This window comes from Paenibacillus sp. GYB003 (genome assembly GCF_036577625.1).
Classification (GTDB): domain Bacteria; phylum Bacillota; class Bacilli; order Paenibacillales; family NBRC-103111; genus Paenibacillus_AB.
In genome coordinates this window covers 100,554-124,256 of the sequence record NZ_JARBDC010000034.1, presented here as the reverse complement: position 1 = coordinate 124,256, position 23,703 = coordinate 100,554, and the positions used below count along the sequence as shown (strand labels likewise).

21 protein-coding genes and 1 riboswitch are annotated in these 23,703 nt (G+C 60.0%); of the genes, 18 read left to right on the top strand and 3 right to left on the bottom strand.

Annotated features, from left to right (window positions below; all coding sequences use genetic code 11):
* From PV407_RS12870 to PV407_RS12855, 4 genes are all read left to right on the top strand, one after another.
* Nucleotides 1-1,367: YhgE/Pip domain-containing protein (locus tag PV407_RS12870; RefSeq protein ID WP_332090330.1), on the top strand; the 1,367-nt coding region annotated here is incomplete at its 5' end.
* 148 nt (nucleotides 1,368-1,515) lie between these two features.
* Entirely contained in the window at nucleotides 1,516-2,106 is a 591-nt protein-coding gene (locus tag PV407_RS12865) for an AAA family ATPase (RefSeq protein WP_332090329.1), read from the top strand.
* 107 nt (nucleotides 2,107-2,213) lie between these two features.
* Nucleotides 2,214-2,999, top strand: coding sequence for a transporter substrate-binding domain-containing protein (locus tag PV407_RS12860; RefSeq protein ID WP_332090328.1), 786 nt, complete (start codon nucleotides 2,214-2,216; stop codon nucleotides 2,997-2,999).
* Nucleotides 3,000-3,199: 200 nt separating this feature from the next.
* Nucleotides 3,200-5,326: a hypothetical protein gene (locus PV407_RS12855; RefSeq protein ID WP_332090327.1), complete on the top strand. Its 2,127-nt coding sequence runs from the start codon at nucleotides 3,200-3,202 to the stop codon at nucleotides 5,324-5,326.
* A 97-nt stretch (nucleotides 5,327-5,423) separates the two neighbouring features.
* On the opposite strand, the gene PV407_RS29535 is transcribed toward PV407_RS12855, so the two are convergent.
* Nucleotides 5,424-5,675 carry a hypothetical protein gene (locus PV407_RS29535; protein WP_442951652.1) on the bottom strand — a complete coding sequence of 84 codons (252 nt, stop codon included), beginning with the start codon at nucleotides 5,673-5,675 and terminating at the stop codon, nucleotides 5,424-5,426.
* A gap of 553 nt (nucleotides 5,676-6,228) precedes the next feature.
* On the opposite strand from PV407_RS29535, the gene PV407_RS12850 reads away from it, so the two are divergent.
* The 14 genes from PV407_RS12850 to PV407_RS12785 all read left to right on the top strand — a co-directional run bounded on the left by PV407_RS12850 (nucleotide 6,229) and on the right by PV407_RS12785 (nucleotide 21,906).
* The gene (locus PV407_RS12850) at nucleotides 6,229-6,912 is read left to right on the top strand and encodes a response regulator transcription factor (protein ID WP_332090326.1); all 684 of its coding nucleotides are present in this window, start codon (nucleotides 6,229-6,231) and stop codon (nucleotides 6,910-6,912) included.
* Nucleotides 6,909-8,372, top strand: a complete 1,464-nt coding sequence (locus PV407_RS12845; RefSeq protein ID WP_332090325.1) for a sensor histidine kinase — start codon at nucleotides 6,909-6,911, stop codon at nucleotides 8,370-8,372. The genes PV407_RS12850 and PV407_RS12845 overlap by 4 nt, the downstream gene beginning before the upstream one ends.
* A gap of 798 nt (nucleotides 8,373-9,170) precedes the next feature.
* Nucleotides 9,171-10,262, top strand: a complete 1,092-nt coding sequence (locus PV407_RS12840; RefSeq protein WP_332090324.1) for an endospore germination permease — start codon at nucleotides 9,171-9,173, stop codon at nucleotides 10,260-10,262.
* A complete protein-coding gene (locus tag PV407_RS12835) occupies nucleotides 10,259-11,731 on the top strand; it encodes a spore germination protein (protein ID WP_332090323.1) in 1,473 nt (490 codons plus the stop codon). Before PV407_RS12840 ends, PV407_RS12835 begins: the two co-directional genes overlap by 4 nt.
* Nucleotides 11,728-12,888, top strand: a complete 1,161-nt coding sequence (locus tag PV407_RS12830; RefSeq protein WP_332090322.1) for a Ger(x)C family spore germination protein — start codon at nucleotides 11,728-11,730, stop codon at nucleotides 12,886-12,888. Before PV407_RS12835 ends, PV407_RS12830 begins: the two co-directional genes overlap by 4 nt.
* A gap of 131 nt (nucleotides 12,889-13,019) precedes the next feature.
* Entirely contained in the window at nucleotides 13,020-13,346 is a 327-nt protein-coding gene (locus tag PV407_RS12825; protein WP_332090321.1) for a hypothetical protein, read from the top strand.
* Between the two features lie 153 nt (nucleotides 13,347-13,499).
* Nucleotides 13,500-15,089 (top strand): methyl-accepting chemotaxis protein, encoded by a 1,590-nt coding sequence (locus PV407_RS12820; RefSeq protein WP_332090320.1) that lies wholly within the window; start codon nucleotides 13,500-13,502, stop codon nucleotides 15,087-15,089.
* A 36-nt stretch (nucleotides 15,090-15,125) separates the two neighbouring features.
* On the top strand, nucleotides 15,126-15,563 hold the full coding sequence (locus PV407_RS12815) for a chemotaxis protein CheW (protein ID WP_332090319.1): 438 nt from the start codon (nucleotides 15,126-15,128) through the stop codon (nucleotides 15,561-15,563).
* A gap of 151 nt (nucleotides 15,564-15,714) precedes the next feature.
* Nucleotides 15,715-16,227 (top strand): acyl-CoA thioesterase, encoded by a 513-nt coding sequence (locus tag PV407_RS12810; protein WP_332090333.1) that lies wholly within the window; start codon nucleotides 15,715-15,717, stop codon nucleotides 16,225-16,227.
* A gap of 51 nt (nucleotides 16,228-16,278) precedes the next feature.
* On the top strand, nucleotides 16,279-16,740 hold the full coding sequence (locus PV407_RS12805) for an Rrf2 family transcriptional regulator (protein WP_332090318.1): 462 nt from the start codon (nucleotides 16,279-16,281) through the stop codon (nucleotides 16,738-16,740).
* A 127-nt stretch (nucleotides 16,741-16,867) separates the two neighbouring features.
* Nucleotides 16,868-18,589: an MDR family MFS transporter gene (locus PV407_RS12800; protein ID WP_332090317.1), complete on the top strand. Its 1,722-nt coding sequence runs from the start codon at nucleotides 16,868-16,870 to the stop codon at nucleotides 18,587-18,589.
* Nucleotides 18,590-18,662: 73 nt separating this feature from the next.
* On the top strand, nucleotides 18,663-19,337 hold the full coding sequence (locus tag PV407_RS12795; protein ID WP_332090316.1) for a response regulator transcription factor: 675 nt from the start codon (nucleotides 18,663-18,665) through the stop codon (nucleotides 19,335-19,337).
* The gene (locus PV407_RS12790) at nucleotides 19,334-20,833 is read left to right on the top strand and encodes a sensor histidine kinase (protein WP_332090315.1); all 1,500 of its coding nucleotides are present in this window, start codon (nucleotides 19,334-19,336) and stop codon (nucleotides 20,831-20,833) included. The genes PV407_RS12795 and PV407_RS12790 overlap by 4 nt, the downstream gene beginning before the upstream one ends.
* A 47-nt stretch (nucleotides 20,834-20,880) precedes the next feature.
* Complete coding sequence (locus tag PV407_RS12785; RefSeq protein WP_332090314.1) at nucleotides 20,881-21,906, top strand: polysaccharide deacetylase family protein; 1,026 nt, start codon at nucleotides 20,881-20,883, stop codon at nucleotides 21,904-21,906.
* A 27-nt stretch (nucleotides 21,907-21,933) separates the two neighbouring features.
* On the opposite strand, the gene PV407_RS12780 is transcribed toward PV407_RS12785, so the two are convergent.
* Both PV407_RS12780 and PV407_RS12775 read right to left on the bottom strand, forming a co-directional pair.
* Nucleotides 21,934-22,827 carry a 3D domain-containing protein gene (locus PV407_RS12780; protein WP_332090313.1) on the bottom strand — a complete coding sequence of 298 codons (894 nt, stop codon included), beginning with the start codon at nucleotides 22,825-22,827 and terminating at the stop codon, nucleotides 21,934-21,936.
* A 7-nt stretch (nucleotides 22,828-22,834) separates the two neighbouring features.
* Nucleotides 22,835-22,997: riboswitch (cyclic di-AMP (ydaO/yuaA leader) on the bottom strand.
* Nucleotides 22,998-23,073: 76 nt separating this feature from the next.
* Complete coding sequence (locus PV407_RS12775; RefSeq protein WP_332090312.1) at nucleotides 23,074-23,676, bottom strand: DNA-3-methyladenine glycosylase I; 603 nt, start codon at nucleotides 23,674-23,676, stop codon at nucleotides 23,074-23,076.
* Nucleotides 23,677-23,703 lie beyond the last annotated feature (27 nt).

Sequence of the window (23,703 nt, the reverse complement as noted above, 5' to 3'; positions counted from 1 at the left end):
AGCTTGCCGAGGCGAGCGGGCAGCTGGCGGCCGGCTCCGGGCAGACGGAGCAGGCGTCCGGCCGGCTCGCCGACGGGCTCGGCCAGTCGGCCGCCGGCGCGGCGAAGCTGGAAGCCGGCGCGGCGCAGCTCACGCAAGGGCTGGAGCAGCTGGCCGCGTCGAACGCGCAGCTGGCGCAGGACGCCGGCTTTCAAAAGCTGCTGGCGTCGAGCAAGCAGCTGGCGGCCGGCCTGACCGAAGCGGAGCAGGCGCAGCAGCAGCTGAGCGACGGCGCGAAGCAGCTGCATGACGGCGCGGCGCAGTTGAACGCCGGGCTCGCCGCGGTGGACGGCAAGTTGAAAGAGGCGCAGGCGGGCGCCCGGGAATTGGCCGCCGGCGGACAACGGCTGGCGAGCGGCGCCGCGACCTGGTCGGCCGGCATGACGCAGTTCGGCGGCAAGCTGGCCGAAGCGAAGGACGGCGGCGCAGCACTGGCGGCCGGCGCGAAGCAGCTGAGCGCCGGGGCCGCCGAGCTGAACGACGGGCTCGCCTCGCTGAAGGCGAATGTGGCCCCGTTCGTCGACGGTACGATGAAGCTGGAAAACGGCGCGCAGCAAGTCGCGGCCGGCCTGCTGCAGCTCGACGACGGCTCGCACGAGCTGTCGGGCAAGCTGAGCGACGCGACGGCCAAAACGTCTGGGCTTCAGCCGTCGGATTCGACGTACGACATGTTTGCCGGACCGATCGAGCTCGACGTCCAGAAGGTCAACGAGGTGCCGAATTACGGCACCGGCTTCGCTCCTTATTTCCTGTCGCTCGGCCTGTACGTCGGCGCGCTGCTGCTGACGATCGTTTACTCGGTGCGGGAGCCCGCCGTGCGGCCGGCGAACGGCTGGAGCTGGTTTTGGAGCAAGGCGCTGACGCTCGCCCTTGTCGGCGTCGTTCAGGCGCTCGTTGCCGATGCGGCGCTGCTGTTCATTTTGGATCTGAACGTGAAAAGCGTTCCGCTCTTCGTCCTGTTCTCGATCCTGACGAGCGTCTCGTTCATGATGCTCATCCAATTTCTCGTCACCGTGCTGCAAAATCCGGGCCGTTTCATTGCGATCGTCGTGCTCATTTTCCAGCTGACGAGCTCGGCCGGCACGTTCCCGCTGGAGCTCATCCCGGCATGGCTGCAGCATGTGACGCCTTGGCTGCCGATGACGTACTCGGTCGCCGGCTTCAAAGACGTCATTTCCAGCGGCGACTACGATGCGATGTGGCATAACGCGGCGGTACTCGGCTTGTTCGCCGTCCTGTTCGCGGCATTGACTCTCGTCTATTTCACGGCAACGCATCGCAAAACCCGAAAGACGGATCGTTCCCAGGCGGAAACGGCCATCGCTTGATCCGTCCGATACCGAAACAGCCGGTCCGGCTTCCGCTGCGGAAGCTCGGCCGGCTGTTTGTTTTTTCTCTCGCTAGGACAGCCGTGCCTAAATTTTGCCATGGCCGCTTCTTCCTTTATGGTACACTGGGTACAAAGGAGGGCGGGGTATGATCGTTTGGATCAATGGAGCGTTCGGCTCCGGCAAGACGCAAACCGCTTACGAGCTGCACCGGCGACTGTCCGACTCGTTCGTGTTCGATCCGGAAAATATCGGCTTTTATATTCGAAAAAACGTGCCGAAGGAGCTGGCGGCCGGCGATTTTCAAGATTTCGCCATGTGGCGCGAATTCGCTTATTCGATGCTGTCCTATTTGAACCGCGAGTACGGCGGGACGGTTATCGTGCCGATGACGGTCGTGAACCCGTCCTATTTCGACGAAATCGTCGGGCGATTGCGACTGGACGGGGTGACGGTCCACCATTTCGCGCTGATGGCTTCAAAGGAGACGCTGCTTCGCCGGTTGCGAAGCCGGGGCGACGGCGCGCGTTCCTGGCCGTCGCTGCAGATCGACCGGTGTCTGGAAGGGCTCGCGAACGACGTGTTCCGGCATCATCTGGACACGGAACGCATGTCGGTCTCGACGACGGCGGAGACGATCGCCGGCATGCTCGGGCTTTCGCTGCGGCCCGACGAACGCGGACCTTACCGCAAAGCGTTGGACCGGCTTGCGGTCAAGCTGAAGCACATCCGTTTTTGACGGCCTTGCGAACGCGCCGGGGAAGCCCGCCGAACTTGCATAATGCACCGGAAATTTACAAACGCTACCTTTACCCGAACGCATGAAATCGAAGGGGAGAGGTGCGAATGAATAACGGATGGCGCCGCCGGATGCCGCTGCCGCTGCTTCTGCTTCTGCTTCTGTCGCTCGCGATCGCGGCGGCAACGGCGGGATGCGGGCAGGACAAAACGCTCAAGGTCGGCATGGAGAGCGATTTTCGCCCGTTTACGTATACGGAAGGCGGCGTGAATAAAGGATTCGAGGTCGAGCTGTGGGATGCGATCGCGCAGAAGGGGGGCATCCGCTACGAGCTTGTGCCGATGGAATCCCGGGAGCTCGTTCCCGCTCTGAAGGCGGGCAAGGTCGATCTCGTCATCGCCGGGATGACCGTCAACAAAGCGCGCAAGGACGAGCTCGCTTTCTCCGACCCGTATTTCCAGACCGGTCTCGTCATGGCTACCGCGATCCATAACAACGACATCCGCGGCAAGGAAGATTTGGCCGGCAAAACGGTGGCGACGAAGCTGGACACGACCGCGTATACGTTCGCGGGACGGCTGCCGAAGCTGAAAGGGGTGTCCGGCTACCCGGACATCAACCAGGCGTACGACGACTTGATCGCCGGAAGAGCGGACTGCGTCATTTTCGACGAGCGGGGCGTGCACGAGTATGTGCAAAACGCCGGAAAAGGCAAAGTGAAGATCGTCGGAGAGGTGCTCAACAAGGAAAGCTACGCGATCGCCGCCAAAAAGCGCAACGTGCATATCGGGAAAGTGAACAGCGCGATCGAGCAAATCGCCGGCAACGGCACGTACGACAGCCTGTACATCAAATGGTTCGGCAGCAAGCCGCAAAAGCTGCCCGGACAGTAAGAAAAGCTCCGAATCGATAAGAAAACGAAAAAGAGAGCGGGCGCGAGCCCAGCGACAGACCGGCAGCCGAAACCGCGCGAGCCGGCTTTTTTTGCTGTTTCGCGAAATGATTCTATATGATATAGTAAATATATTATTGGATGGTGAAAACGCTTCATAATCGATCGAATGACATTTTCGTTAATGCGCAGGAGGTTGTCATGGGAGAACGAAATTATGAGTTCCGCAATCGGCTGGACGTCGTCCATCGGCCGAACCGCCGCGATCCGTCCCTTCGGCCGGAAGCCGGGGAATGCCCGATCGACGAAGGCTGGCAGATCGTCATCGCCGACGGCGCCGGCCCGCATCTCGTTCATGTCGCTAAAGATTTGCAGCATTACTTATTGGACAGCATGAACTGTCCGGTATTGCTGCGGCGGGTGCCGAACGTCGGCGAAATCGCGGAAAGCGGCGGCAGCGTCATCGTCCTGGGCGAGAAACAAGATCTCCCCGGCTACGGCGAGCCTTTAAGCAAACCGCGCAGCTACCGCATCTCGGCGGAGCGGGAGCGGATCGTCGTATGCGGCTTCGACGAGCGGGGCGCGGGACAAGGCAGCTTTTATTTGGAGGATTTGATGAATTTGCGCGAAGCTCCGTTCGTGGCCGTCCAGGATACGGTGCGGGAGCCGGTTTTTTCGCCGCGGATGATTCATTCCGGCTGGGGGCTCGACGTCTACCCCGACGCGCATCTGAACGCGATGGCGCATGCCGGCATCGACGCGGTGCTCGTTTTCGTCAAAGACATCGACCGTACGCCGTTCGGCTACCTCGATTTCAATTACGTGATCGACCGGGCCGCCCTGCACGGACTCGACGTGTACATGTACAGCTATTTGACGAGCCGGAAGCATCCGGACGATCCGGACGCCGAAGCGTATTACGAAAGCACGTACGGACGGATCATGGAGAAGTATCCCCGGTTCAAAGGCATCGTGTTCGTCGGCGAATCGTGCGAATTTCCGAGCAAGGACCCGAACACAACCGGCATGCTGCGTCTGGAATGGCCGAAGGACAAAAAGCGGACGAAGCCGTCGCCGGGCTGGTGGCCGTGCACCGACTATCCGCAATGGCTCGAGCTGATCAAGAAGGTGACGCGAAAGCACAACCCGGATCTCGATATCGTCTTCTGGACGTATAACTGGGGCTACGCCCCGGAGGAGGAGCGGCTGCGGCTCATCCGCTCGCTTCCGACCGATATTTCGCTCATGGCGACGTTCGAAATGTTCGAAAAATTCGAGCGGGGCGGCGTCGTCCACACGTGCGTCGACTATACGGCGTCGTTCGAAGGGCCGGGCAGCTATTTCGCCAGCGAGGCGAAAGCCGCGCACGAGCGGGGCATTACGCTGTATACGATGGCGAATACGGGCGGCATGACGTGGGATCTCGGCGTCATTCCGTACGAGCCGATTCCTTACCAATGGGCGCGCCGCCATGCCGGACTGCTGCAGGCGCATCGCGATTGGGGCCTGACCGGATTGATGGAATCGCATCATTACGGCTGGTGGCCGTCGTTTGTCGGCGATTTGGCCAAGTGGGCGTACTGGAAGCCGAGCCCGCCGTCCGAGGAGACGTTCGCGGCCGTAGCGAGGCGCGACTTCAGCGCGGAGGCGGTCCCGCACGTGCTGGACGCCTGGCGGCATTGGAGCGACGGCATCCGTCATTATATTCCGACGAACTACGACCAATACGGACCTTTCCGGATCGGCCCTTCTTACCCGCTGCTGTTCCGGGAAGTCTCGCACGTTCCGCAAGCGTGGTACGCCCACTTCGGCAGCCATAACCCGATCGTCAATCCGATGTACAGTCCGATCAACGACCATCCGGATTACTTGCGGCTGGATGTGGAGATCGCGAGCCTGCGGCGGATGGCCGAGCTGTGGGCGGAAGGCAACGCGGCGCTGGAACGGGCGATCGCGCTTACCCCGGAACGAAAGCTCGAGGAAGCGAACGGGCTGCTCGGCTTGAACCGGTTTATCGAGCGGTCGGTATGGACGGTCATTCATACGAAGCAGTGGTGGAAGCTGAAGCATCGTCTGCTTCAGGAGAAGGACGCGGCGAAGGCCGCCGAGCTGGCGGCCGCCATGACGCAGGTCGCCGAGCTGGAAATCGCCAACGCCGAGGCGACGATCCCGCTGACGGAAGCCGACTCCCGTCTCGGCTGGGAGCCGTCGATGGAATATATGACCGACCCCGAGCATTTGCGCTGGAAAATCGCCCAAGTGCGCGAGGTGCTGGACAAGGAGCTGCCCGAGTACGTCCGTTCGCTGGCAAACGGCGAGGCGGGGTAAACAAAATAAGGTCATGGTCCAAGACGCATCCGAAACCGTCAACAAACGGTCATTGGATGCGTCTTTTTGCGCTGTCCCCGCTCGGGAGCGGCCGCCGTCATAGTTGCGCGCCCCCGGGCCGGGCTGCCTGCCGACGCCGCCGCGGGCCGCGCACCCGCCCGGCTCCGATTACTTCATTCTCGGGACGACGAACGCTTTGTCGGTTTTCTGGAAGCCGATCCGCGGGCAGTAGTCCGTGGCGGTCGGCGCCGAGAGCCATGCGAGCAACCCTTTCGCCGAGCCCCTCGCGCAGCAGGCGGACAAGCTCGGTGCCTACACCCTGTTTCCCATAGTCCGCATCGACGGCCAAGTCGGACAAATAACAGCAGTATGCGGGTCTTATTGGCAGCTCCAATATAACGGGAATTCCTCCTGTTTATGTATCCTCGCAACAAGCGTCCGTTCGTTTTATCGGGAAAAGCTCCGGATATTTATGCATCGCGTCGGTAAAAAAACGATTCGGCCCTAAATATCGGGAGCTTTTCCTGTAAACGTTGTCCAACAGCAGTGATATCGAACCATTAACGGGAGGTTTTCAGGTTGTTGAGCAACTACTGTTCTTTCGTCCAAGAAAGCTCTCCTCGTTATAAAAGTCGGCTGTCCGATTTGGCCCATTGAACGTTCTCAATCATCTGAGGTTTTCCGGTCATTGCGACTACAGACACGTATGTCATCCCTCGCTGTTCAGCAGTCCGATGCGATTGCCCCGGCTCCCCCCGGTCGGCCGCTCTTGTCGGCGCCCGGCTTTCGTTGTATGCTGGATACCAAAAACGTTCAGCGGCCGTTCAGCTTCCTTTCAGTTTCGTTTAAGCATCGCATCCGATAATAAGAGCAACGACGAAGGAGAATCGGAGGGTTTGCCCATGAATCAGCTGCGGGGCATCAAACTATTGCTTGTCGACGACGAACCGAACATTTTGCAGTTTTTGGAGCTGGGCTTGCTGAACGAAGGGTTCGACGTGCAGACGGCGCCGGACGGCATTACCGCCGTGACGCTGGCCAAGCAGTTCCAGCCGCATATCGTCATTCTCGACGTGATGATGCCGGGCATGGACGGCTTCGAAGTGTGCCGGCTGCTGAAAAAGACGGAAAACGTCGCGATCATTATGCTGACGGCGAGAGACGAGGTGGACGACCGCGTGAAGGGGCTCACGCTCGGCGCCGACGATTACGTCGTCAAGCCGTTCAGCTTCGAGGAGCTGCTCGCCCGCATTCACGCGCGGATTCGCAATCAATTCCCGAATTTGCTCGGGGAAGTGATGATCGGTCCGTTCCGCATCGACGACCGGCGCAAAGAAATCGGCTATCGCGGCCGGGTGCTGGAGCTTTCGCCGACCGAATACGAGCTGCTGAAGTTTATGGTGATCAATCACGGTCTCGTGCTGAGCAAAAGCGTCATTTTGGACAAAGTGTGGGGCTACGATTTCGGCGGGGAAGAAAATATCGTGGAAGTGTACATCCGCTCCTTGCGGGACAAGCTTCAGGACAAGGAGCACCGCGTCATTCGCACGCTGCGCGGGGCCGGCTACCGGGTCGACGCGACATGAAACGCCGATTCCGCTTGCCGCCCATACTGACTCCCCATTCGCTCGGGTTCCAGCTGTTATCGCGCTCGCTGCTCGTCATCGCGGTCATATTGCTGTTTATCGGCATTTTGCAGTATGTCGTCATGCGCGAGTTTTTGTACAAAAACAAAGCCGAATCGATGCAAAACCAGCTTTTGACCGTGCCCCGCGACATTTTCCAAAACCCGGAGGGCGCTGCGGAAGGCGGCGGCCGAACCAGAGGCCCGATGTTCTTTTTGCCGGATATGACGCTCGCCGTCGCCGATCTTTCCGGCAACGTGACCGGCTTGTCCAATTGGCCGGAAGCCCGAACCCCGCCGAAGCTGCGGCCGCAAGACTACGAAGAAGCGTCGAAAAAAAGAAAAGGCCCGTATTACAAAATCGCCCGCGACGAGCAGGGAGTCGAGCAGCTTGTCGTCCTGCAGCCGGTCGATTTCCGGGGGCGTCTGCTCGGCGTCGCCCAGCTCAGCACGAGCACGGCTCCGCTGCAGGATGTGGCGGTCCGCCAGCTGGTCATTTTCGTGGCGTTGGCGCTCGTTGCGCTCGTGCTCGGGCTGATCGCCTTCATTCCGGTTTTGAAGCGGACGCTCGTCCCGTTATCGAAGATCGTCGATACGGTCGGGCGCATCGACGCCGGAAGTCTGGACGAGCGTTTGCCGGCGAAGCAGGGGCAGCTCGAGGTCGACCGGCTGGCGCATTCGTTCAACGGGATGCTGGAACGGCTCGAAGCGTCGTTTGCGGCCGAGAAGGAGGCGAAGGAGCAGATGCGGCGGTTTATCGCGGACGCCTCGCACGAGCTGCGCACCCCGCTGACGTCGATTCACGGATTCCTGGAGGTGCTGCTCCGCGGAGCGATGCATCAGCCGAACCAGCTCCACAAGGCGTTGACGAGCATGTACGGCGAGTCGGAGCGGCTGAACAAGCTCGTAAGCGATTTGCTGCTGCTGGCGAAGATGGACCGCGCGCCGAACATGGAAATGCGCGAGGGCGACCTGGAGGAGCTGATCCGGGAAATGGAGCCGCAGCTGCGGCTGCTGGCCGCGAGCCGGGAGGTCGCGTTTCGCCTCGCCTCTCGGGCCGGATGCCGGTACGACCCGGATAAAATGAAGCAGGTCGTGCTCAACTTGTTCCATAATGCGGTACAGCATACGGACCCGGAGCAGGGCCGCATCGCCATCGCGGTCCGGGCCGACGCGGAGCATGTCGAACTGGCCGTGGCGGACAACGGTTCGGGCATCCCCGCCGAGCACGTGCCGCGCATTTTCGACCGGTTTTACCGGAGCGAATCGTCGCGAACGCGCAAATCGGGCGGGGCCGGGCTCGGCCTGTCGATCTCGAAGGCGATCGTCGAAGCGATGGACGGCACGATCCGGGTGGAAAGCAGGCCGGGGGAAGGCTCCGTATTTTTCGTGCGGCTTCCGTCCGTTCCGCCTCGCGCCTAACCGAATACGAAGCAGCGCCGGCCGGCGAAGGCCGGCGTTTTTTTGATCGATAAATGTTGGGGCCAGCAGCGCTTTTCGTTTTCACGTCCGGCGTATCCTGATCCTGCCGGGTCACGGGAATCGAACGAACGGGAAAATCCCTCATGGGCGATTTTATCCGGACGGTTTCCCTTTGCTTTCCCCGGCAACGGGAAACGACCGAAAATAGCGGGAGCATTTCCATCTCGTTTCCCGCTCGGCTGCGTGTCGGCCGATGGAACGAATCGTAGTATGCTTATCGGCGGAAAAAACGGTCGTTTTCCAGGCTAACGAATCCGGACATCGCTATTAAGCCCAAAACGGAAGAAAACGATCCGATTTGCCGGCAATAGCGATACTGGAATTCGTAAACCAAATCACACCCCCGCATTCAGCTCCGATAACGATTGTTCGGTTCGTTAGCCTCATGTCCGAAAACCGGGAAATAACGAATGGAAGTCGAAACTCAGGAGAAACTCAGGAGAAACTCAGTCGAAACTCAGGAGAAACTCAGGAGAAACTCAGGAGAAACTCAGGAGAAACTCAGGAGACGCTCAGGAGCTCGGAAGGGATGGGCGCTAGCGCGGAACAATCACGGTCGCCTTTGATGTCGTGGTTGTTGCCTCCAAACCACAAAAAAGACAACGCGACTGTAACCAGCGGCTGCAGCCTAATTCCTGTTCCTTCCAGCGCGCCTAAATTTATGGATAAAACCGCGCCCGGCTACAAACCATAATCGGGAAATTTTGTTCTGTCATATCGTTTCCGGGAGATGGACCCATGTTGCAATCGATCAAACCGATTTCGCCGCTCGCGATGTATATGACGCTCATCCTGTCGGTCGGCATTTCCAATCATGTGCTGCTCGTCCCCGTCTTGCTCGAAACGGCCAAACGGGACGCATGGATCGGGGCTACGGCCGCTTGCATCCCGGTTATCGTATGGGCCGGCATCCTGCATGTCGTGCTTCGCAAAACCGGAAACGAATCGGTGAACGAGTGGGTGGAACGACGGCACGGAAAGACGGTCCGCCGGCTGATGTCCGCCCTCTTCGTCGTGTATTTGTTCGCGGCCGCTCTTATTTCGCTTGCCGATACCGTCATGTGGACGAAAGTGACGTATTTGCCGAAAACGCCGAAGACGGTCATCGCCGTCGTATTGACGCTGCTTTGCTATTTCGGCGCGAAAGCCGGAATCCGGGCGATCGCCATCGCCGCCGCCATGCTTCTTCCGGGCGTCGTCGCGCTCGGCTATTTCGTCGCATCGGCCAATTTGCAGTACAAAGACTACTCGCTTCTCACTCCGCTTTTTACGCACGGCTACATGCCTTCCGTCCGGGCGCTGCTGTATACGTCCGGCAGTGTGCTCGAGCTTGTCATCGTCCTATTCATGAAGCATCACGTTTCGACCGCGCTTCGGACGAGAGGGATGATCGCGCTCGGGATCATCGCGGTCGGGCTTACGGTCGGTCCGCTGACGGGCGCGATTTCCGTATTCGGCCCTTTCGAGGCGGCGGAGCAGCGGTATCCGGCATTCGAGCAGTGGCGGATGGTGACGCTCGGAAAGTTCATTTCGCACCTTGACTTTTTTTCCATTTACCAGTGGATTTCCGGTTCGTTCGTCCGCGTTTCGCTGATGCTGTATCTCCTCACGGAACATGCGGGCCGCATGCGCCGGAACTACGTACTGTCCGGAGGCGCCGTGCTGATGGCGGCGATCGTGTCCGTTCCGTTTAACGACGTGACGCTGGCTTCCATCATCGCAAATTGGTACTTCCCGGGAATATCGGTGCTCGGCGCTTGTTTCGGCTTGGCGCTGTTCGTTTTGTCGCTGGTGCCCGCTTCGGGACGAAAGGAGAGTGCGAAGACGTGAAGCCGGTATTGGCGGAAATGGACGAGCGGCGGTTCCGGGATTTGTTCGCGCTGTCGCAGGACGTGAAAATCGAATCCGTCCGGCTCGGGCCGCGGGATCGCTCCCATCCCGTCGTGCTGCTGTACTGCTACGGAATGGCCGATGCGTCCCAGATCAACGGGTTCGTGCTGCCTCATTTGCAGCGGATGCTGGAAGATGCGGAAACGGTGACCTCCGAGCTGGTCGAGACGAACGGTTCGCTGCTGCTTTCCCGCATCGCCGCTCCGGATTGGGAGAAACCGATGGCGGACCGGCTGTATACGGGGGAACTCGTGCTGTTTTTCGAATCGCCCCGCTTGCTGTATACGGTGAATATCGCGAATCCGCCGATCCGGAAGCCGGAGGAGTCAAGCACGGAAGTGTCGGTGAAAGGTCCCCGCGACGCGTTTACCGAAGATTTGGCGACGAATGTGGCGCTTGTACGCAAACGGCTTCTGACGACGTCGCTCTGCTGCGAGCTGATAAAAGTCGGCCAACGCAGCCATACGTCCGTAGCGCTGCTCTATATCGGGGACGTAGCCGATCCGGTTATCGTGAAGGAGGCGCGGCTAAAGCTGGAGCGTCTGAACCTCGACGGTCTGATCAGCAGCGAGCAGCTCGAAGAAGGATTGACCGACAAAGGCTTCTCGCTCGTTCCGCTGCTGGATTATATCGGCAGGCCGGACTTTGTGGCCGACGGCCTGCTTCGCGGGCGGATCGGCATCCTGGTCGACGGCTCGCCGATGGCGCTGCTCGCTCCGGCCAACTTGACGATGATTTTAAAATCGCCGGAGGACCTCCATTTCCCTTCGTATTACGTGGCGGTCGAACGGGCGCTGCGGCTGGCGGGGCTCGCGATAGCGGTGTTTTTTCCGGGCTTTTACATCGCCGTGACGTCTTACAATTTCGATCAAATTCCGTTTCCGCTGCTGGCAACGATCGCCTCGGTCCGCCTTGGCCTGCCGTTGTCCGGCCCGATGGATTTTTTCCTGATGCTCGGCCTGTTCGAGCTGTTCCGGGAAGCGGGCCTGCGACTGCCCAAGGCGGTCGGCCAAACCGTCGCGGTCGTCGGCGGGCTGATCATCGGCGACGCGGCGATCCGGGCCGGCCTGACCAGTCCGACGACGCTCGTGGCGGTGGCGATTTCGACGATGGCGATGTATACGCTCGTCAACCAGTCGCTCGCCGGCTCCGTAACGCTGCTGCGCATCCTCATTTTGATCGTGTCGGCGCTGCTCGGCATGTTCGGCTTTATCGTATCCGTCGTAGCCCTCGTCCTGTATTTGGCGACGCTGGAATCGTTCGGCGTGCCGTACTTGGCCCCCATAAGTCCGCCGTCGCCGCGGGATTGGATCCGTTCGCTCCGGTACAATAAGTGGAAGACGGCGAAGCGCCGACCGACTTTCCTGAATACGACGGACGACACCCGACAAAAGAGGGGGCGGTCTTGATACGTACGGCTTGTACGGTTCTCGTCGGGGCGCTGCTGTCCATCGTCGCGACGGGCTGCTGGGACGTGAAAACGATCCAGGATACGAACTACATCACGGCGATCGGCTACGATTACGCGGACGGACAATTCGTCGTGTACGCTCAAATGCTCGATTTCGCCAACGTGTCCAAACAAGAAGGGGGAAAAACGGGACAGCCGGCTTCCGTCTGGTCCGGCCGGGAGAAGGGCGGCACGATCGTCGAGGCGATGAATCGGCTTCTCGAGACGTCGCAGCAGCGGGTGTTTTGGGGGCAGGTGTCTTCGGTCGTCTTTACGGACAAAGCGCTGGAGCACGGATTCGAGAACTATATGGACGGCCTGATCCGCTTCCGGGAGATGCGATATACGCAATGGGTATACGGGACGAAGGAACCGATCGATCGCATCTTCACGGTGCTGCCGTTTTTCAACCAATCCCCGCTCGGTTCGATTTTGCACCAGCCGGAAGACAACTACCGGCAAAGGTCGTATATCCGTCCGCTGCGACTGTACAAAGCGGTCGCCGATTACCGGGAACCCGGGTCGAGCTTGTTTCTGCCGTCGCTCGGCATCGCGAACGATGTATGGAAGGAAGGCGACAAAAACGACCCGAAGCTGGAAGTCGACGGCTTGTTTATCGTCAATAAACGAAAGCCGTCCGTTTGGGCGGCGGACCGCGATTTGACGGGACTGCGCTGGCTGGACCGCGATACGCAACGGAGCAACGTAATGCTCCTGGTCGAAGGCGAGCCCGCGGCTTCGGTGTCGATCGATCGTCCGAAAGCGAGCGTTACGCCCGTCGTGGAAAACGGCAGACCCTCTTATACGATCCGAATTACGGGCCAGCTCGTCGTAACGGAATTGTTGAAGCCGATGAGCGAAAGCGAAATCGAACAAACGGCGGAGAAGCAGATCGCGTCGGAGGTGCGGCGTACGTTCGACTACGGCGTCCAGCGCGGCATCGACTTGTTCGAGCTGGATCATGTGCTGTATCGCAAAAAATTCGATGCGTGGGGCAAGCTGACCGACGACGGGGAGCGGCCGCTGACCGACTACGCCTTGAAGTCGGTTCGGGTCGAACTGAATATGGCCCATGCCGGCATGTACAAGGTGAAGGGCAAAGTCAACGAATATTAAGCATGGCAAAAAGGACCGCTGGAACGTTTTTCTCAGCGGTCTTACTTATCGAACTCGCCCCGTCGAAAAGCTTCGGTCAGAAGCTTTTCTTTTCTTAGGGATCGCTCGGCAACCGGGAGCCGCATCGGCGGATGGAACGAATCGTAGTATGCTTATCGGCGCAAAAACGATCGTTTTTTCAGGCTAACGAATCCGGACATCGCTATCCAGCCCAAAATGGAGGAAAACGACCCGAATTGCCGGCAATAGCGATACTGGGGTTCGTAAACGTATTCAAACCACCGCAGTCGGCTCCGATAACGATCGCTCGGTTCGTCAGCCGCATGTCCGAAGCCGAAAGCGGCTTGCGGGAGCAAGGAAGAACAGGGATTGAGGCGGGACGATTATTGGCCGTATTTGAAGCCTACTGGACCGTTCGTCGTATTTCCGGACGGCTTCTCTTATCGAATAGGCTGTAATCGATTGCAATGGAAGGGAAAGACATAGTCATTTGTCAAATATAGTCGATGAATACTGTCATTAAATGTAGTAATATGTCGAAATATCGGATGACAATCCAGTTCCGGCATCTTATAATGAGCGTATCCGACTATATGAGGTGAACCGATACGATGAGATGGTTTTTGAATTTGAAAACGTACGTCAAGCTGCTTTCCGCCTTTATGACGGTCGCGGCGATTATGGCGGCCGTCGGCTTGTATGCGCTTTCCAATCTGAGCATGCTGAACGGCAACGTGAAGGAAGTATACTCGAACAATCTCGTCTCCGTCCGGGATTTGTCCGCGGCGCAAATCAGCTACCAGCAAATGCGCGTGGCGCTTCGCGACATGAGCGGGGCGGCGGAGAAAGCCGAGAAGGACAAGCTGTCCGCCGATATCGACGGCTATAAGCGGGAGTTTCAAGAGAAGATGGACTCCTACCGCAAAGTCGCTTTCACGAAAGCGGAGGTCGACGAGCTCAAGCTTTTCGACGCCGCGTTCGCTTCCTACATCAAGCTGTACGATCAAACGCGGCAGCTGACTTACTTGCCGGACCTGACCGAGTACCATAAGTTCAAGGAGGAGCAGCTCGATCCGGTCGGCGTTAAAATGCGCGCCAGCTTGGCGAATCTGATCGACATGAACGTCGAGATCGCGGCGGCTACATACGACGAATCGGGCAAGGCTTACTCGCTCGCCCGCAATATTATGATTGCAGTGATCGCCGCCGCGATTTTGTTCAACTTGTTCCTCGGCATATACATATCTCGCGCCATCGCCAATCCGCTCGCCCGCATGGTCAAAGTGGTCGAGAAGGTGGCGCAGGGCGATTTGCGGGAGGAAGCCGACGTCGATACGAAGGACGAAGTCGGCCAGCTCGGGCGCTCGATTAATGCGATGATCCGGAATTTGCAAAGCTTGATCGGGAACATCGTCCAATCGTCCCAAAGCGTGGCGGCCGCATCCGAGCAAATATCGGCCAGCACGCAGGAAATCGCCGGAAGCAGCACGAACCAGGCCCAATCGGCCCAGTCGATCACCGATCTGTTCGGCGAGCTGTCGATCGCCATCGATTCGGTCGCGCAGGGCGCGGAGCAAGCGGCCGAGCTCGCGCAGGAGACGGTGAAGACGGCCGGCGAAGGGGCGAAGGTGGTCGAATCGTCCGTCGCCGGCATGCGCGAGGTTAGCGCCAAGATGGCCAAGCTGGAGGAAGACTCCGGCAAAATCGGCGACATTATCGAGGTGATCGACGATATCGCCGATCAGACGAACCTGCTCGCGCTGAATGCCGCCATCGAAGCGGCGCGGGCCGGCGATCAGGGGCGCGGCTTCGCGGTCGTCGCCGACGAGGTGCGCAAGCTGGCGGAACGGAGCAGCGAGGCGACCAAGCAAATATCGGCGATCATTAAAGTGATGCAAAGCAATACGAAGCAAAGCGTCGATGCGGTAATGGACAGCGTCGCCCAATCGAACCGGACGGGGGAAGCGTTCCGGTCGATTGCGGCGATGGTCGACGCCTCCTCCGCGAAGGTGAACGAAATCGCCGCCGCCTGCGAGCAGGAAACCGCCCAAGCGTCCAACGTGATGATCGCCGTTCAATCGATCGCGGCGGCCAGCGAGGAAGCGGCCGCGGCATCGGAGGAAACGGCGGCGACCTGCCAATCGCTCGCGCAGCTGGCGGACGAGCTCAACGCGTCCGTCTCGATTTTCAAAATTCGCTGATTGGAACGAAATCAGCAACGGTTTGGATGTGGAACGATGCCGATGCAACGGCAGGAGCAATATATCGAGTTCGGGGTCGGCGAGCACCATTTCGCCGTCAAGATCGATGAGGTTCGCGAAATTATCAAAATGCAGCCGATTACGCATATACCGCACTCCCGGCCGGACGTGAAAGGCGTCTTCGACCTGCGCGGGAGCGTCGTCCCGGTTATCGGTCTTCGCGCACTGTTCGGTCTCGACGACGAGACGGACACGAAAAGCACGCGCATCGTCGTCGTCGCCTGCCGCGAGCAACCGGTCGGCCTGATCGTCGACCGGGTCACGAAAGTGACGACCTACGCGGACATTCAGCCTCCCCCGGAAACGGGGCGGCCGGGCGGCAGGCTGCTGGCCGGAATCGGCATGAGAGAAGGGCGGCTCGCCCAAATTCTCCGTTTGGACGAAGTTGTGTATCCCGCCCCGGCTCCCCATTGAGACCGGGACGGTTTTTCGGGTACAATATGCGTATCCGCAGCGAAAAATCCGGATCGCCAGGTTCGGATTTTTCCTTATTTCGGGCATCCTATTGCTGCTTGAGCAAAAACGATAGAAACGATTTATAACCGGAAGGCGTGAACCAGGCATGGTGGAACAAAGATATGCGAAGGAATCCCGCTGCTACAAAACGTTCCGGGTGTTTCCGACGGACGTCAACAATTACAACACGCTGTTCGGCGGCAAGCTGATGGCTTATATCGACGATATCGCCTCCATTTCGGCGGCGAAGCATTGCCGCAGGTCGGCCGTAACCGCTTCGACGGATTCCGTCGACTTTTTGTCGCCGATTCCGATGACGGCTTCGGTTTGCCTCGAATCGTTCGTCACGTATACGGGGCGCAGCTCGATGGAAGTGTTCGTCAAAGTCATTACGGAAGACATGCTGAGCGGCGAGCGGCACATATCCGCGACGTCGTTTCTGACGTTCGTCGCGTTGGGCGACGACAAGAAGCCGGTTCCGGTGCCGAAGGTCATTCCGGAATCGGAAGAGGAAATTCAGCTTCACCGCACCGCGATCGGCCGCGCGGAAATGCGGAGACATCGCCGGGAGGAAAGCAAAAAGTTCGCCGATTTTTTGACGACCGTCTATCCGTGGGAGTAGCGTTTCCGGCACGGAGGCGGCTTCGGCTGACATTGGGAGGGGGAGTCCGACATGGCGATCAACAGCCGTTTTGCCGTGGGCGTGCACATTCTCGCCCTGCTGGAAATCAACAAGCAGCAACGGATCACGTCCGATCTGATCGCAGGCAGCGTCAATACGAATCCGGTCGTCGTCCGACGCATGATGAGCTTGCTGAGCAAGGCCGGGTTGATCCGGACGAGCCCGGGCGTGGCCGGCGCCACGCTCGCCAGGCCGATCGAACGCATTACGCTGCTCGACGTCTATAAGGCGGTGCAGGGCGACGACGGCGATCCGTTATTTTCGATGCACGACAAACCGAATCCGGCTTGCCTGGTCGGCCGCAACATTCAAGGCGCGCTCGATAAAAGCTTCCGGGAGGCGGAAGCCGCGATGGAGCGGCAGCTCGCCGGCGTTACGCTCGATTCGGTCATTCGCGACATCGTGGAGCGGGACGGGCAGGCGGGATCCGTTTCGCCGCTTTGTCGGGAGTGACGAATTGCCCCAAAAAGCGGGCTTTTAACGGAATGAACGGTTGACGCCGTTCCTGTTCCGGCGACCGCGACCGCTTTTTTCCGGCCGTCCGACGCCGAGCTTTCCTCAAGAAGAAGGAGGCTCGGCCGTGGCCGGTCTTTTTTGTTTGTGCGATTTTTCTCGGTCGGTTCATATTCAGTTCATAAATGCCGCCTATATTGTTCTCATCCAATTCAGGGAAGAAGGGTTGAGAACGATGGCAAACGATAAAACGAAGGTCGGTCCGGTATTGGCCGGCTTGCTGCTCGGCATGCTGCTGGGCGCGCTCGATCAAACGATTATGGCGACGGCGATGCCGACCGTCATACAGCAGCTCGGCGGCCTATCGCTGTACAGCTGGGTCTTTTCCGTCTACATGCTCGCATCCACGACGAGCATGCCGATTTTCGGCAAGCTGGCCGACTTGTACGGACGGAAAAAAATGTACATGATCGGGATGGGCTTGTTCGTCGGCGGTTCCGCGCTTTGCGGCCTCGCGGCGAATATGACCGAGCTCATCGTCTTCCGCGGCATTCAAGGGATCGGCGCAGGCGCGCTGATGCCGCTGGCGATCACGATAATCGCCGACATGATGCCGCCGGAGAAACGGGCAAACATGCAGGGGATGTTCGGGGTGGTGTTCGCGCTCACGAGCATCGTCGGTCCTGCTGTCGGCGGCTTTATCGTCGATCACTTCAGCTGGAACTGGATTTTTTACGTCAATCTGCCGATCGGCCTGGCGGCGATGGCGATTATTGCCGCCGCTTTGAAGGAAAGCCGAAGCCCCGGCAAACGGTCGATCGATTGGCCGGGGGCGGCGCTGCTGAGCGGTTCGATCGTCTCCGTCATGCTCGCCCTTGTTTTCGGGGGCGGCGCGGGGGAGAACGCCGCGAGCTACGGCTGGGGCTCGCCGTTCGTAATCGGCTTGTTCGCGGTCGGGGCGGCGCTGCTCGGGCTGTTTCTATGGGCCGAGACGAAGGCGAAGGAGCCGATTTTGCCGCTTTCGCTGTTCCGCAACCGGGTCGTTGCCGTCTCGTTCGCGACGGGCTTTATGATGAACGCGGCGATGTTCGGAGCGATTACGTACATTCCGCTTTACGTGCAGGGGATCGTCGGCGTCAGCGCTTCGCTGGCCGGCTACATTTTGACCCCGCTCATGCTGGCGGTCGTAGCCGCCTCGATCGTTTCCGGCAGGCTGCTCGCCAAGGTGCAGTATCGTGTCCTGATCGCATGCGGACTGGCGGTCATGGCGATCGGTTTTTACCTGATGTCGACGATGGACGTCCATACGACGAAGACGACGATCGTTCTGTATATGATCGTCGCCGGACTCGGCATGGGGCCGCTCATGCCGGCCATCAATACGGCCGCCCAGGAAGCCGCGGACCGCAAGCAGCGAGGCGTCGTCACCTCGTCGGTGCAATTTTTCCGCTCCGTCGGCGGCACGATCGGAGTAAGCGTGCTCGGGGCGATAATGTCCGACCGGCTGCATCACGGATTGTCCGCGCTTGCCGGGAAGTTTCCGCAAATTCCGGCCGAGCAGCTCGGGCAGCTGTCGAATCCGCGAGTCCTCGTCGACAAAACGGCAATGGCGGCGCTTCCCCGCGAGATGGCGGCCGAGCTGCAGCAGCTGTTCGCGAATGCGATCACGCAATTGTTCGCGGTCGGCGCGGCTATCGTCATTCTCGGCTTCCTGATCAGCTTTCTGATGGGAAACGCGAAGCTGAACGTACGGGAAGACGCCGGGGCGAAGGGGAAGCCGGGCGAGGCGAAGGGAGAAGCGGGAGCGGAGGCGGAGGCTCAGAGAGCGCTGCAGCCCGAGGTCGTCTGAAGCAAGCTTCTATTCCGCGACAAGACGAGGTACATTATGCTTATAAAAGAAACGGCGAAAGGAGGGGCAGCCGATGACACGGCTTCTGGTTGTTGACGACGATCCGTTCATTCGCGAGCTGGCGCGACATTTTCTCGAACGGGAAGGGTTCGACGTGCTCGAAGCGGCCGACGGCCGCGAAGCGCTGGCGCGGCTCGAGACGGTGACGGCCGATCTCGTCATTCTCGATATTATGATGCCGCATATGGACGGCTGGGCGTTATGCCGGGAGCTGAGAGAGAGCTACGATCTGCCCTTGCTCATGCTGACGGCGAAAGGCGAAACGTCGCAAAAGGTGAAAGGGTTCGAGCTCGGCGCCGACGATTATTTGGTGAAGCCGTTCGAGCCGGCCGAGCTGATCGCCCGCGTCAAGGCGCTGCTGAAGCGATATAAAATCGTCGCCTCGCAGACGGTGCAGGTCGGCGAGCTGCAGCTGAACCGCAAAACGTACGAAGCTTCCGTCGAGGGGAAAAGCTTGACGCTTCCGCTCAAAGAGTTCGAGCTGCTGTTCAAGCTGGCCAGCTACCCGGGCAAAACGTTTTCCCGCGAGCAGCTGATCGAGCACATTTGGGGCTACGATTACGAAGGCGACGAGCGGACGGTCGACGTCCATATCAAACGGCTGCGGGAACGGTTTCCGGAGGAGCGTCATACGTTCAAAATCAGCACGATCCGCGGACTCGGCTACCGGCTGGAGAACTCGGTATGAGCCGCGCGAGCGCCGAAAAACCGGCGGCGAACTGGGAAGAACGGTTTATGCGGAGGCCGCCGATTTATAAAATCGTGGCCGGGTTTCTTTACATGACCGTCATGTTTTACGGAATGTGGACGATCGCGTTTGCGGCGGGCGCCTTCATTCACGGCCGAGGCGACAAGGAAGCGCTGTGGGAGGCGCTGGCCGCCAAAAGGGAGCTGGTCGCCGCCGTCTGGCGGGAAGCCGGCGACACCGCCGAAGCGGCCGGCTTTGCCGGGAAGCTCGCCGAAGCGACGGGCGTGCGAGTCGGCCTGGCGGATGAGGCCGGCCGAGCCCGATGGTTCGGCGGCGCAGCCGGAGGCGCGGACGGACCGGCGGCAGAGGGCGGCATCGGGCAAGCCGAGCTGGAGGCGATGCTCGGCGGACGGCCGATACGCCTGCTCGACCGGCCGAATCCGTTCCGCGACGGCACGGCCGCGGTCGGCGGGCCGCTGACGATCGGCCGGACGACGTACGCGCTGATCGTACAGGCGCCGGCGCCCGGTCTTTTCCACGATTACCGCAAACAGCTGACGCCGCTGCTGCTCATTCACGCGCTGCTGCTCGCCGCGGCGATAGCGGGCTTTCTGTTCGGCGCCCCGCGCCAGCTCAAGCTGTGGACGGCCATACTGGACGCCTTGCGGCGCATAGCCCGCGGCGACTTCGACGTCCGCATCGAAGGGGTGTTCCGCCAAAAGCGCGGCAAAGACAACCGCCAGTTCGCCGTTTTGATCGAAGGCATCAACGATATGGCGTCGGGCCTGAAGCAGATCGAAAATATGCGCCAGGAATTCATATCGAACGTATCCCACGAAATCCAGTCCCCGCTCACGTCGATCGGCGGCTTCGCCAAGGCGCTGCGCGGCGATTCGCTCCGCGCGGAGGAGCGCGACCGGTATTTATCGATTATCGAGCTGGAAACGGAGCGGCTGTCCAAGCTGAGCGACAATTTGCTGAAGCTGTCGTCGCTCGATTCGGAACGCCATCCGTTCGAACGAAGCCGCTACCGGGTCGACAAGCAGCTGCGCCATCTGATCTTGGCGTGCGAGCCGCAGTGGGAGAAGAAGCGGCTGGAGATGGACGTCGATCTGGAGGCGGCTTACGTATACGCCGACGAGCAGCTGATGGGCCAGGTTTGGACGAACCTGCTCCATAACAGCATCAAATTTACCCCGGAAGGGGGCGCCGTTCGCATACGGGCCGCAAGCCGGGGCGGTACCGCAACGATCGAAATCGCGGATACGGGCATCGGCATGTCGGACAAGGAGCTGGCGCAGGCGTTCGACCGGTTTTACAAGGCGGACGCTTCGCGCAATCGCGCGCTCGGCGGCAGCGGTCTCGGCTTGTCGATCGTGCGCAAAATCGTCGATATGCACGGAGGCGCGATCCGGATGGACAGTCGGGTCGGCGAAGGGACGACGGTCGTCGTCACCTTGCCGGAATCGGCTTCCAGCGGCGCCCCGAACGGATAATTCCGTCCCGTACAAGCATACTATGCGTATGACGGGAGGGGATGTCCATGAAGCGCATCATCGGCATTGCGCTCAGCTGCTTTATCGCCGCGGGCTGTCAGGCGGCCGTACCCGGACCTGGAGCGGGAGAAGGCGAGGCGGCGCAAAATACGGCGGAATCCGCAGCGGATCGCGGACCGGCGGGCGGCGCCCCCGATCGGCTGCGGCTGGCGGCCGAGACGGCCGAAAGGGAACGGAGCAAGTCCGAGTCGCCGCCCGCGCCTACCCCGCCGGCCCCGGTCGAAACGGTACAGCCGGTTGACCCGGTACCGGCGCCCCAGTCCCGGCCGACGGCCCGAACGAAGCGGTCCGGAGAAGCCAAGGCGCCGTCGGTCAGCGTGCAAAAATCGCAGACGAACGCGGCCGCGGGCAAAAAGCTGACCATTTCGCAGCTGCGTGCGAAATATCCGGACGTGTTCAAAGTAAGCGGAACGTCGAAGGAGAAAAATATCGCGCTGACGTTCGACGACGGCCCGGACGAGCGGTTTACGCCGCAGGTGCTGGACGTGCTGAAGGCTTACGGGGTTAAGGCGACTTTTTTCCTGCTCGGCAAAAAAGCCGAGGCGCACCCCGCCGTCGTCAAGCGAATCATCCGCGAAGGCCATGCGATCGGCAATCATTCTTATCGCCATCCTCTGTTTACGAAGCTGTCCGTCGAGCAGTTCGCGGCGGAAATCGAGCAAACGGAACTAACGCTTAACGGGCTTGCCGGCTACAAGCCGAAGCTGATCCGGCCTCCGTACGGGGAAATCACCGAAGGGCAGCTGCAATGGGCGAACCGGCACGGTTATATCGTCGTAAACTGGAACGTCGACTCGCTCGATTGGAAAAGCCTCGGGGAGCAGCAGGTGTCGGGCAACATCCTGGGCCATACGAAAGCGGGGGCGATCGTGCTGCAGCATTCCGCCGGCGGAGACAGCCAGGATTTGAGCGGCACCGTCAAGGCGCTGCCGTCCATCATCATGAAGCTGCGCGAACAGGGATACGGGCTCGTTACGGTGCCGGAGCTGCTGCATTTGCCGAAAAGCAAGTAAGACGCAACGAAAAAAAAGCCGCCGACCTCAGTCGACGACATACAGCGTAACGTTTTGCAAGCCGAACTTTTTCGCTTTCTCGCGCGAATCCGGCACGAATATATCGACCCGGTTGCCGTCGATGGCGCCGCCGATATCGACCGCTTTGGCCATCATGCCGCCGGCGGGCAAACCGTCGTAGCTGTAGCCGGTCACGTAAACGGTCGAGCCGAGCGGAATGACGTCGGGGTCGACGGCAATCGAGCCGACCTGCAGCGAATTGCCGAAATAGTCTTTGCCGGCGTAGCCGCCGTTTTCTTCGGCGCTGGCCGTGTAGGCGGACGCCACCGCCTTGACCGTTTTCTTCGGCGTAATCGTCGCGCCGGTGACCGTCGTAACGAGATTTCTCGGTTCGGCGGCTTTCGCCGTTTGCGCCGCTTCCGCCGCTTTGCTTACCTTTTTCGGCATGGACGCCGCGACTTTCGGAGCGGCCTTCGGCTCCGCCGCTTTCGCGTCGGCTGCCGCAGGCTGCCGGGCCGCCGCCAACGGCTGAGGGTCCGCCGCGGGCGCCTGAGCGAGTCCGAGCGCAACAGGCTTGATCGCGAACAGATCGTCCGGCGCGGCCGCCGTCAGCGGCTGCACCTCGTATATCGTCGGAACCGCGGCAAGCATGTGCTCGGCGATCGACGTCGGCTCTTTTTCGCTTTCGATCAGCGATTGTACGGCATTGAAATGACTGCGCAATAGCTGCGCTTGAAAATCGGAAAAGTCGGGATTCGACTTGGTCGACATATCGCCGCTTTGCAGGACAAGCGGCGACCAGGGCTGAAGAAGAATCGGATCAACGGGCCGTCCTACTGCCGAAACGGCCGAGCCGGTGATGAAAAACAAAGCAAAACCGCCCGTAAGCAGCGCTCGCTTCCAGGTGTTTCTCCAATGCATATGCGATTCCTCTCCTTTTGTTCGCCTACGAGGTTAGTTGTCGGATTCGGACTGAGGATACAGCCCTACGCGAGAAAAGTCGCGATTCACCCCGAAACGGAAAGCGTCGTTAAACGGCTTGTCCGTAAAAAAAATCCCCCGCACTTTGTGAGCGGAAGCGGCCGACTTGCTTATCCAGCCGTTTCCATTTACCGAAGTTTCGGCTACTTTTAGAAGGCTAACACAAATCGCATACCGAGAAAACCCTCAATTATTGGCAATCGCCCCCTGCGTCGCTTCGGCCAGCTCCCGATGGCGGAAGCACGTCACGACGTGATCCTGCACCATTCCCGTCGCCTGCATCAAGGCGTAGCAGATCGTCGAGCCGACGAACGAGAAGCCGCGCTTCTTCAAATCTTTGCTCATCGCGTCGGAAATCGGCGTCTTGGCGGGCACGTCGGCGAGCTGCTTCCAGCTGTTGCGGATCGGGCTGCCGCCGACGAACGACCATAAATAAGCGTCGAAGGAGCCGAACTCCCGCTGCACGTCGAGAACCGCCACGGCGTTGCGCACGGCGGACCGAATTTTCAGCCGGTTGCGGACGATTCCCGGATTCCCCATCAGCTCTTCGATTTTCCGCTCGTCGTAGGCGGCCACCTTCGCCGGATCGAACCGGTCGAACGCTTCGCGGTAATGCTCCCTTTTGCGCAAAATGGTATACCAGCTCAACCCCGCTTGGGCGCCTTCCAGAACGAGCCGCTCGAACAGGGCGTTGTCGTCGTGGACGGGAACGCCCCATTCCCGGTCGTGGTAATCGATGTAGAGCTGGCTGTCGTTCACCCAGCCGCATCGGACGATAGGCTGCTGCATGACGGAAAATCCCCTTTCGCGAGTGCG

Coding starts and splice junctions, on each gene's coding strand:
- PV407_RS12775 (WP_332090312.1), bottom strand. CDS start 23,676: ATGCAGCAGCCTATCGTCCGATGCGGCTGGGTGAACGACAGCCAGCTC.
- PV407_RS12790 (WP_332090315.1), top strand. CDS start 19,334: ATGAGCCGCGCGAGCGCCGAAAAACCGGCGGCGAACTGGGAAGAACGG.
- PV407_RS12820 (WP_332090320.1), top strand. CDS start 13,500: ATGAGATGGTTTTTGAATTTGAAAACGTACGTCAAGCTGCTTTCCGCC.
- PV407_RS12855 (WP_332090327.1), top strand. CDS start 3,200: ATGGGAGAACGAAATTATGAGTTCCGCAATCGGCTGGACGTCGTCCAT.
- PV407_RS12805 (WP_332090318.1), top strand. CDS start 16,279: ATGGCGATCAACAGCCGTTTTGCCGTGGGCGTGCACATTCTCGCCCTG.
- PV407_RS12865 (WP_332090329.1), top strand. CDS start 1,516: ATGATCGTTTGGATCAATGGAGCGTTCGGCTCCGGCAAGACGCAAACC.
- PV407_RS12840 (WP_332090324.1), top strand. CDS start 9,171: ATGTTGCAATCGATCAAACCGATTTCGCCGCTCGCGATGTATATGACG.
- PV407_RS12780 (WP_332090313.1), bottom strand. CDS start 22,827: ATGCATTGGAGAAACACCTGGAAGCGAGCGCTGCTTACGGGCGGTTTT.
- PV407_RS12795 (WP_332090316.1), top strand. CDS start 18,663: ATGACACGGCTTCTGGTTGTTGACGACGATCCGTTCATTCGCGAGCTG.
- PV407_RS12845 (WP_332090325.1), top strand. CDS start 6,909: ATGAAACGCCGATTCCGCTTGCCGCCCATACTGACTCCCCATTCGCTC.
- PV407_RS12785 (WP_332090314.1), top strand. CDS start 20,881: ATGAAGCGCATCATCGGCATTGCGCTCAGCTGCTTTATCGCCGCGGGC.
- PV407_RS12860 (WP_332090328.1), top strand. CDS start 2,214: ATGAATAACGGATGGCGCCGCCGGATGCCGCTGCCGCTGCTTCTGCTT.
- PV407_RS12815 (WP_332090319.1), top strand. CDS start 15,126: ATGCCGATGCAACGGCAGGAGCAATATATCGAGTTCGGGGTCGGCGAG.
- PV407_RS12825 (WP_332090321.1), top strand. CDS start 13,020: ATGGAACGAATCGTAGTATGCTTATCGGCGCAAAAACGATCGTTTTTT.
- PV407_RS12850 (WP_332090326.1), top strand. CDS start 6,229: ATGAATCAGCTGCGGGGCATCAAACTATTGCTTGTCGACGACGAACCG.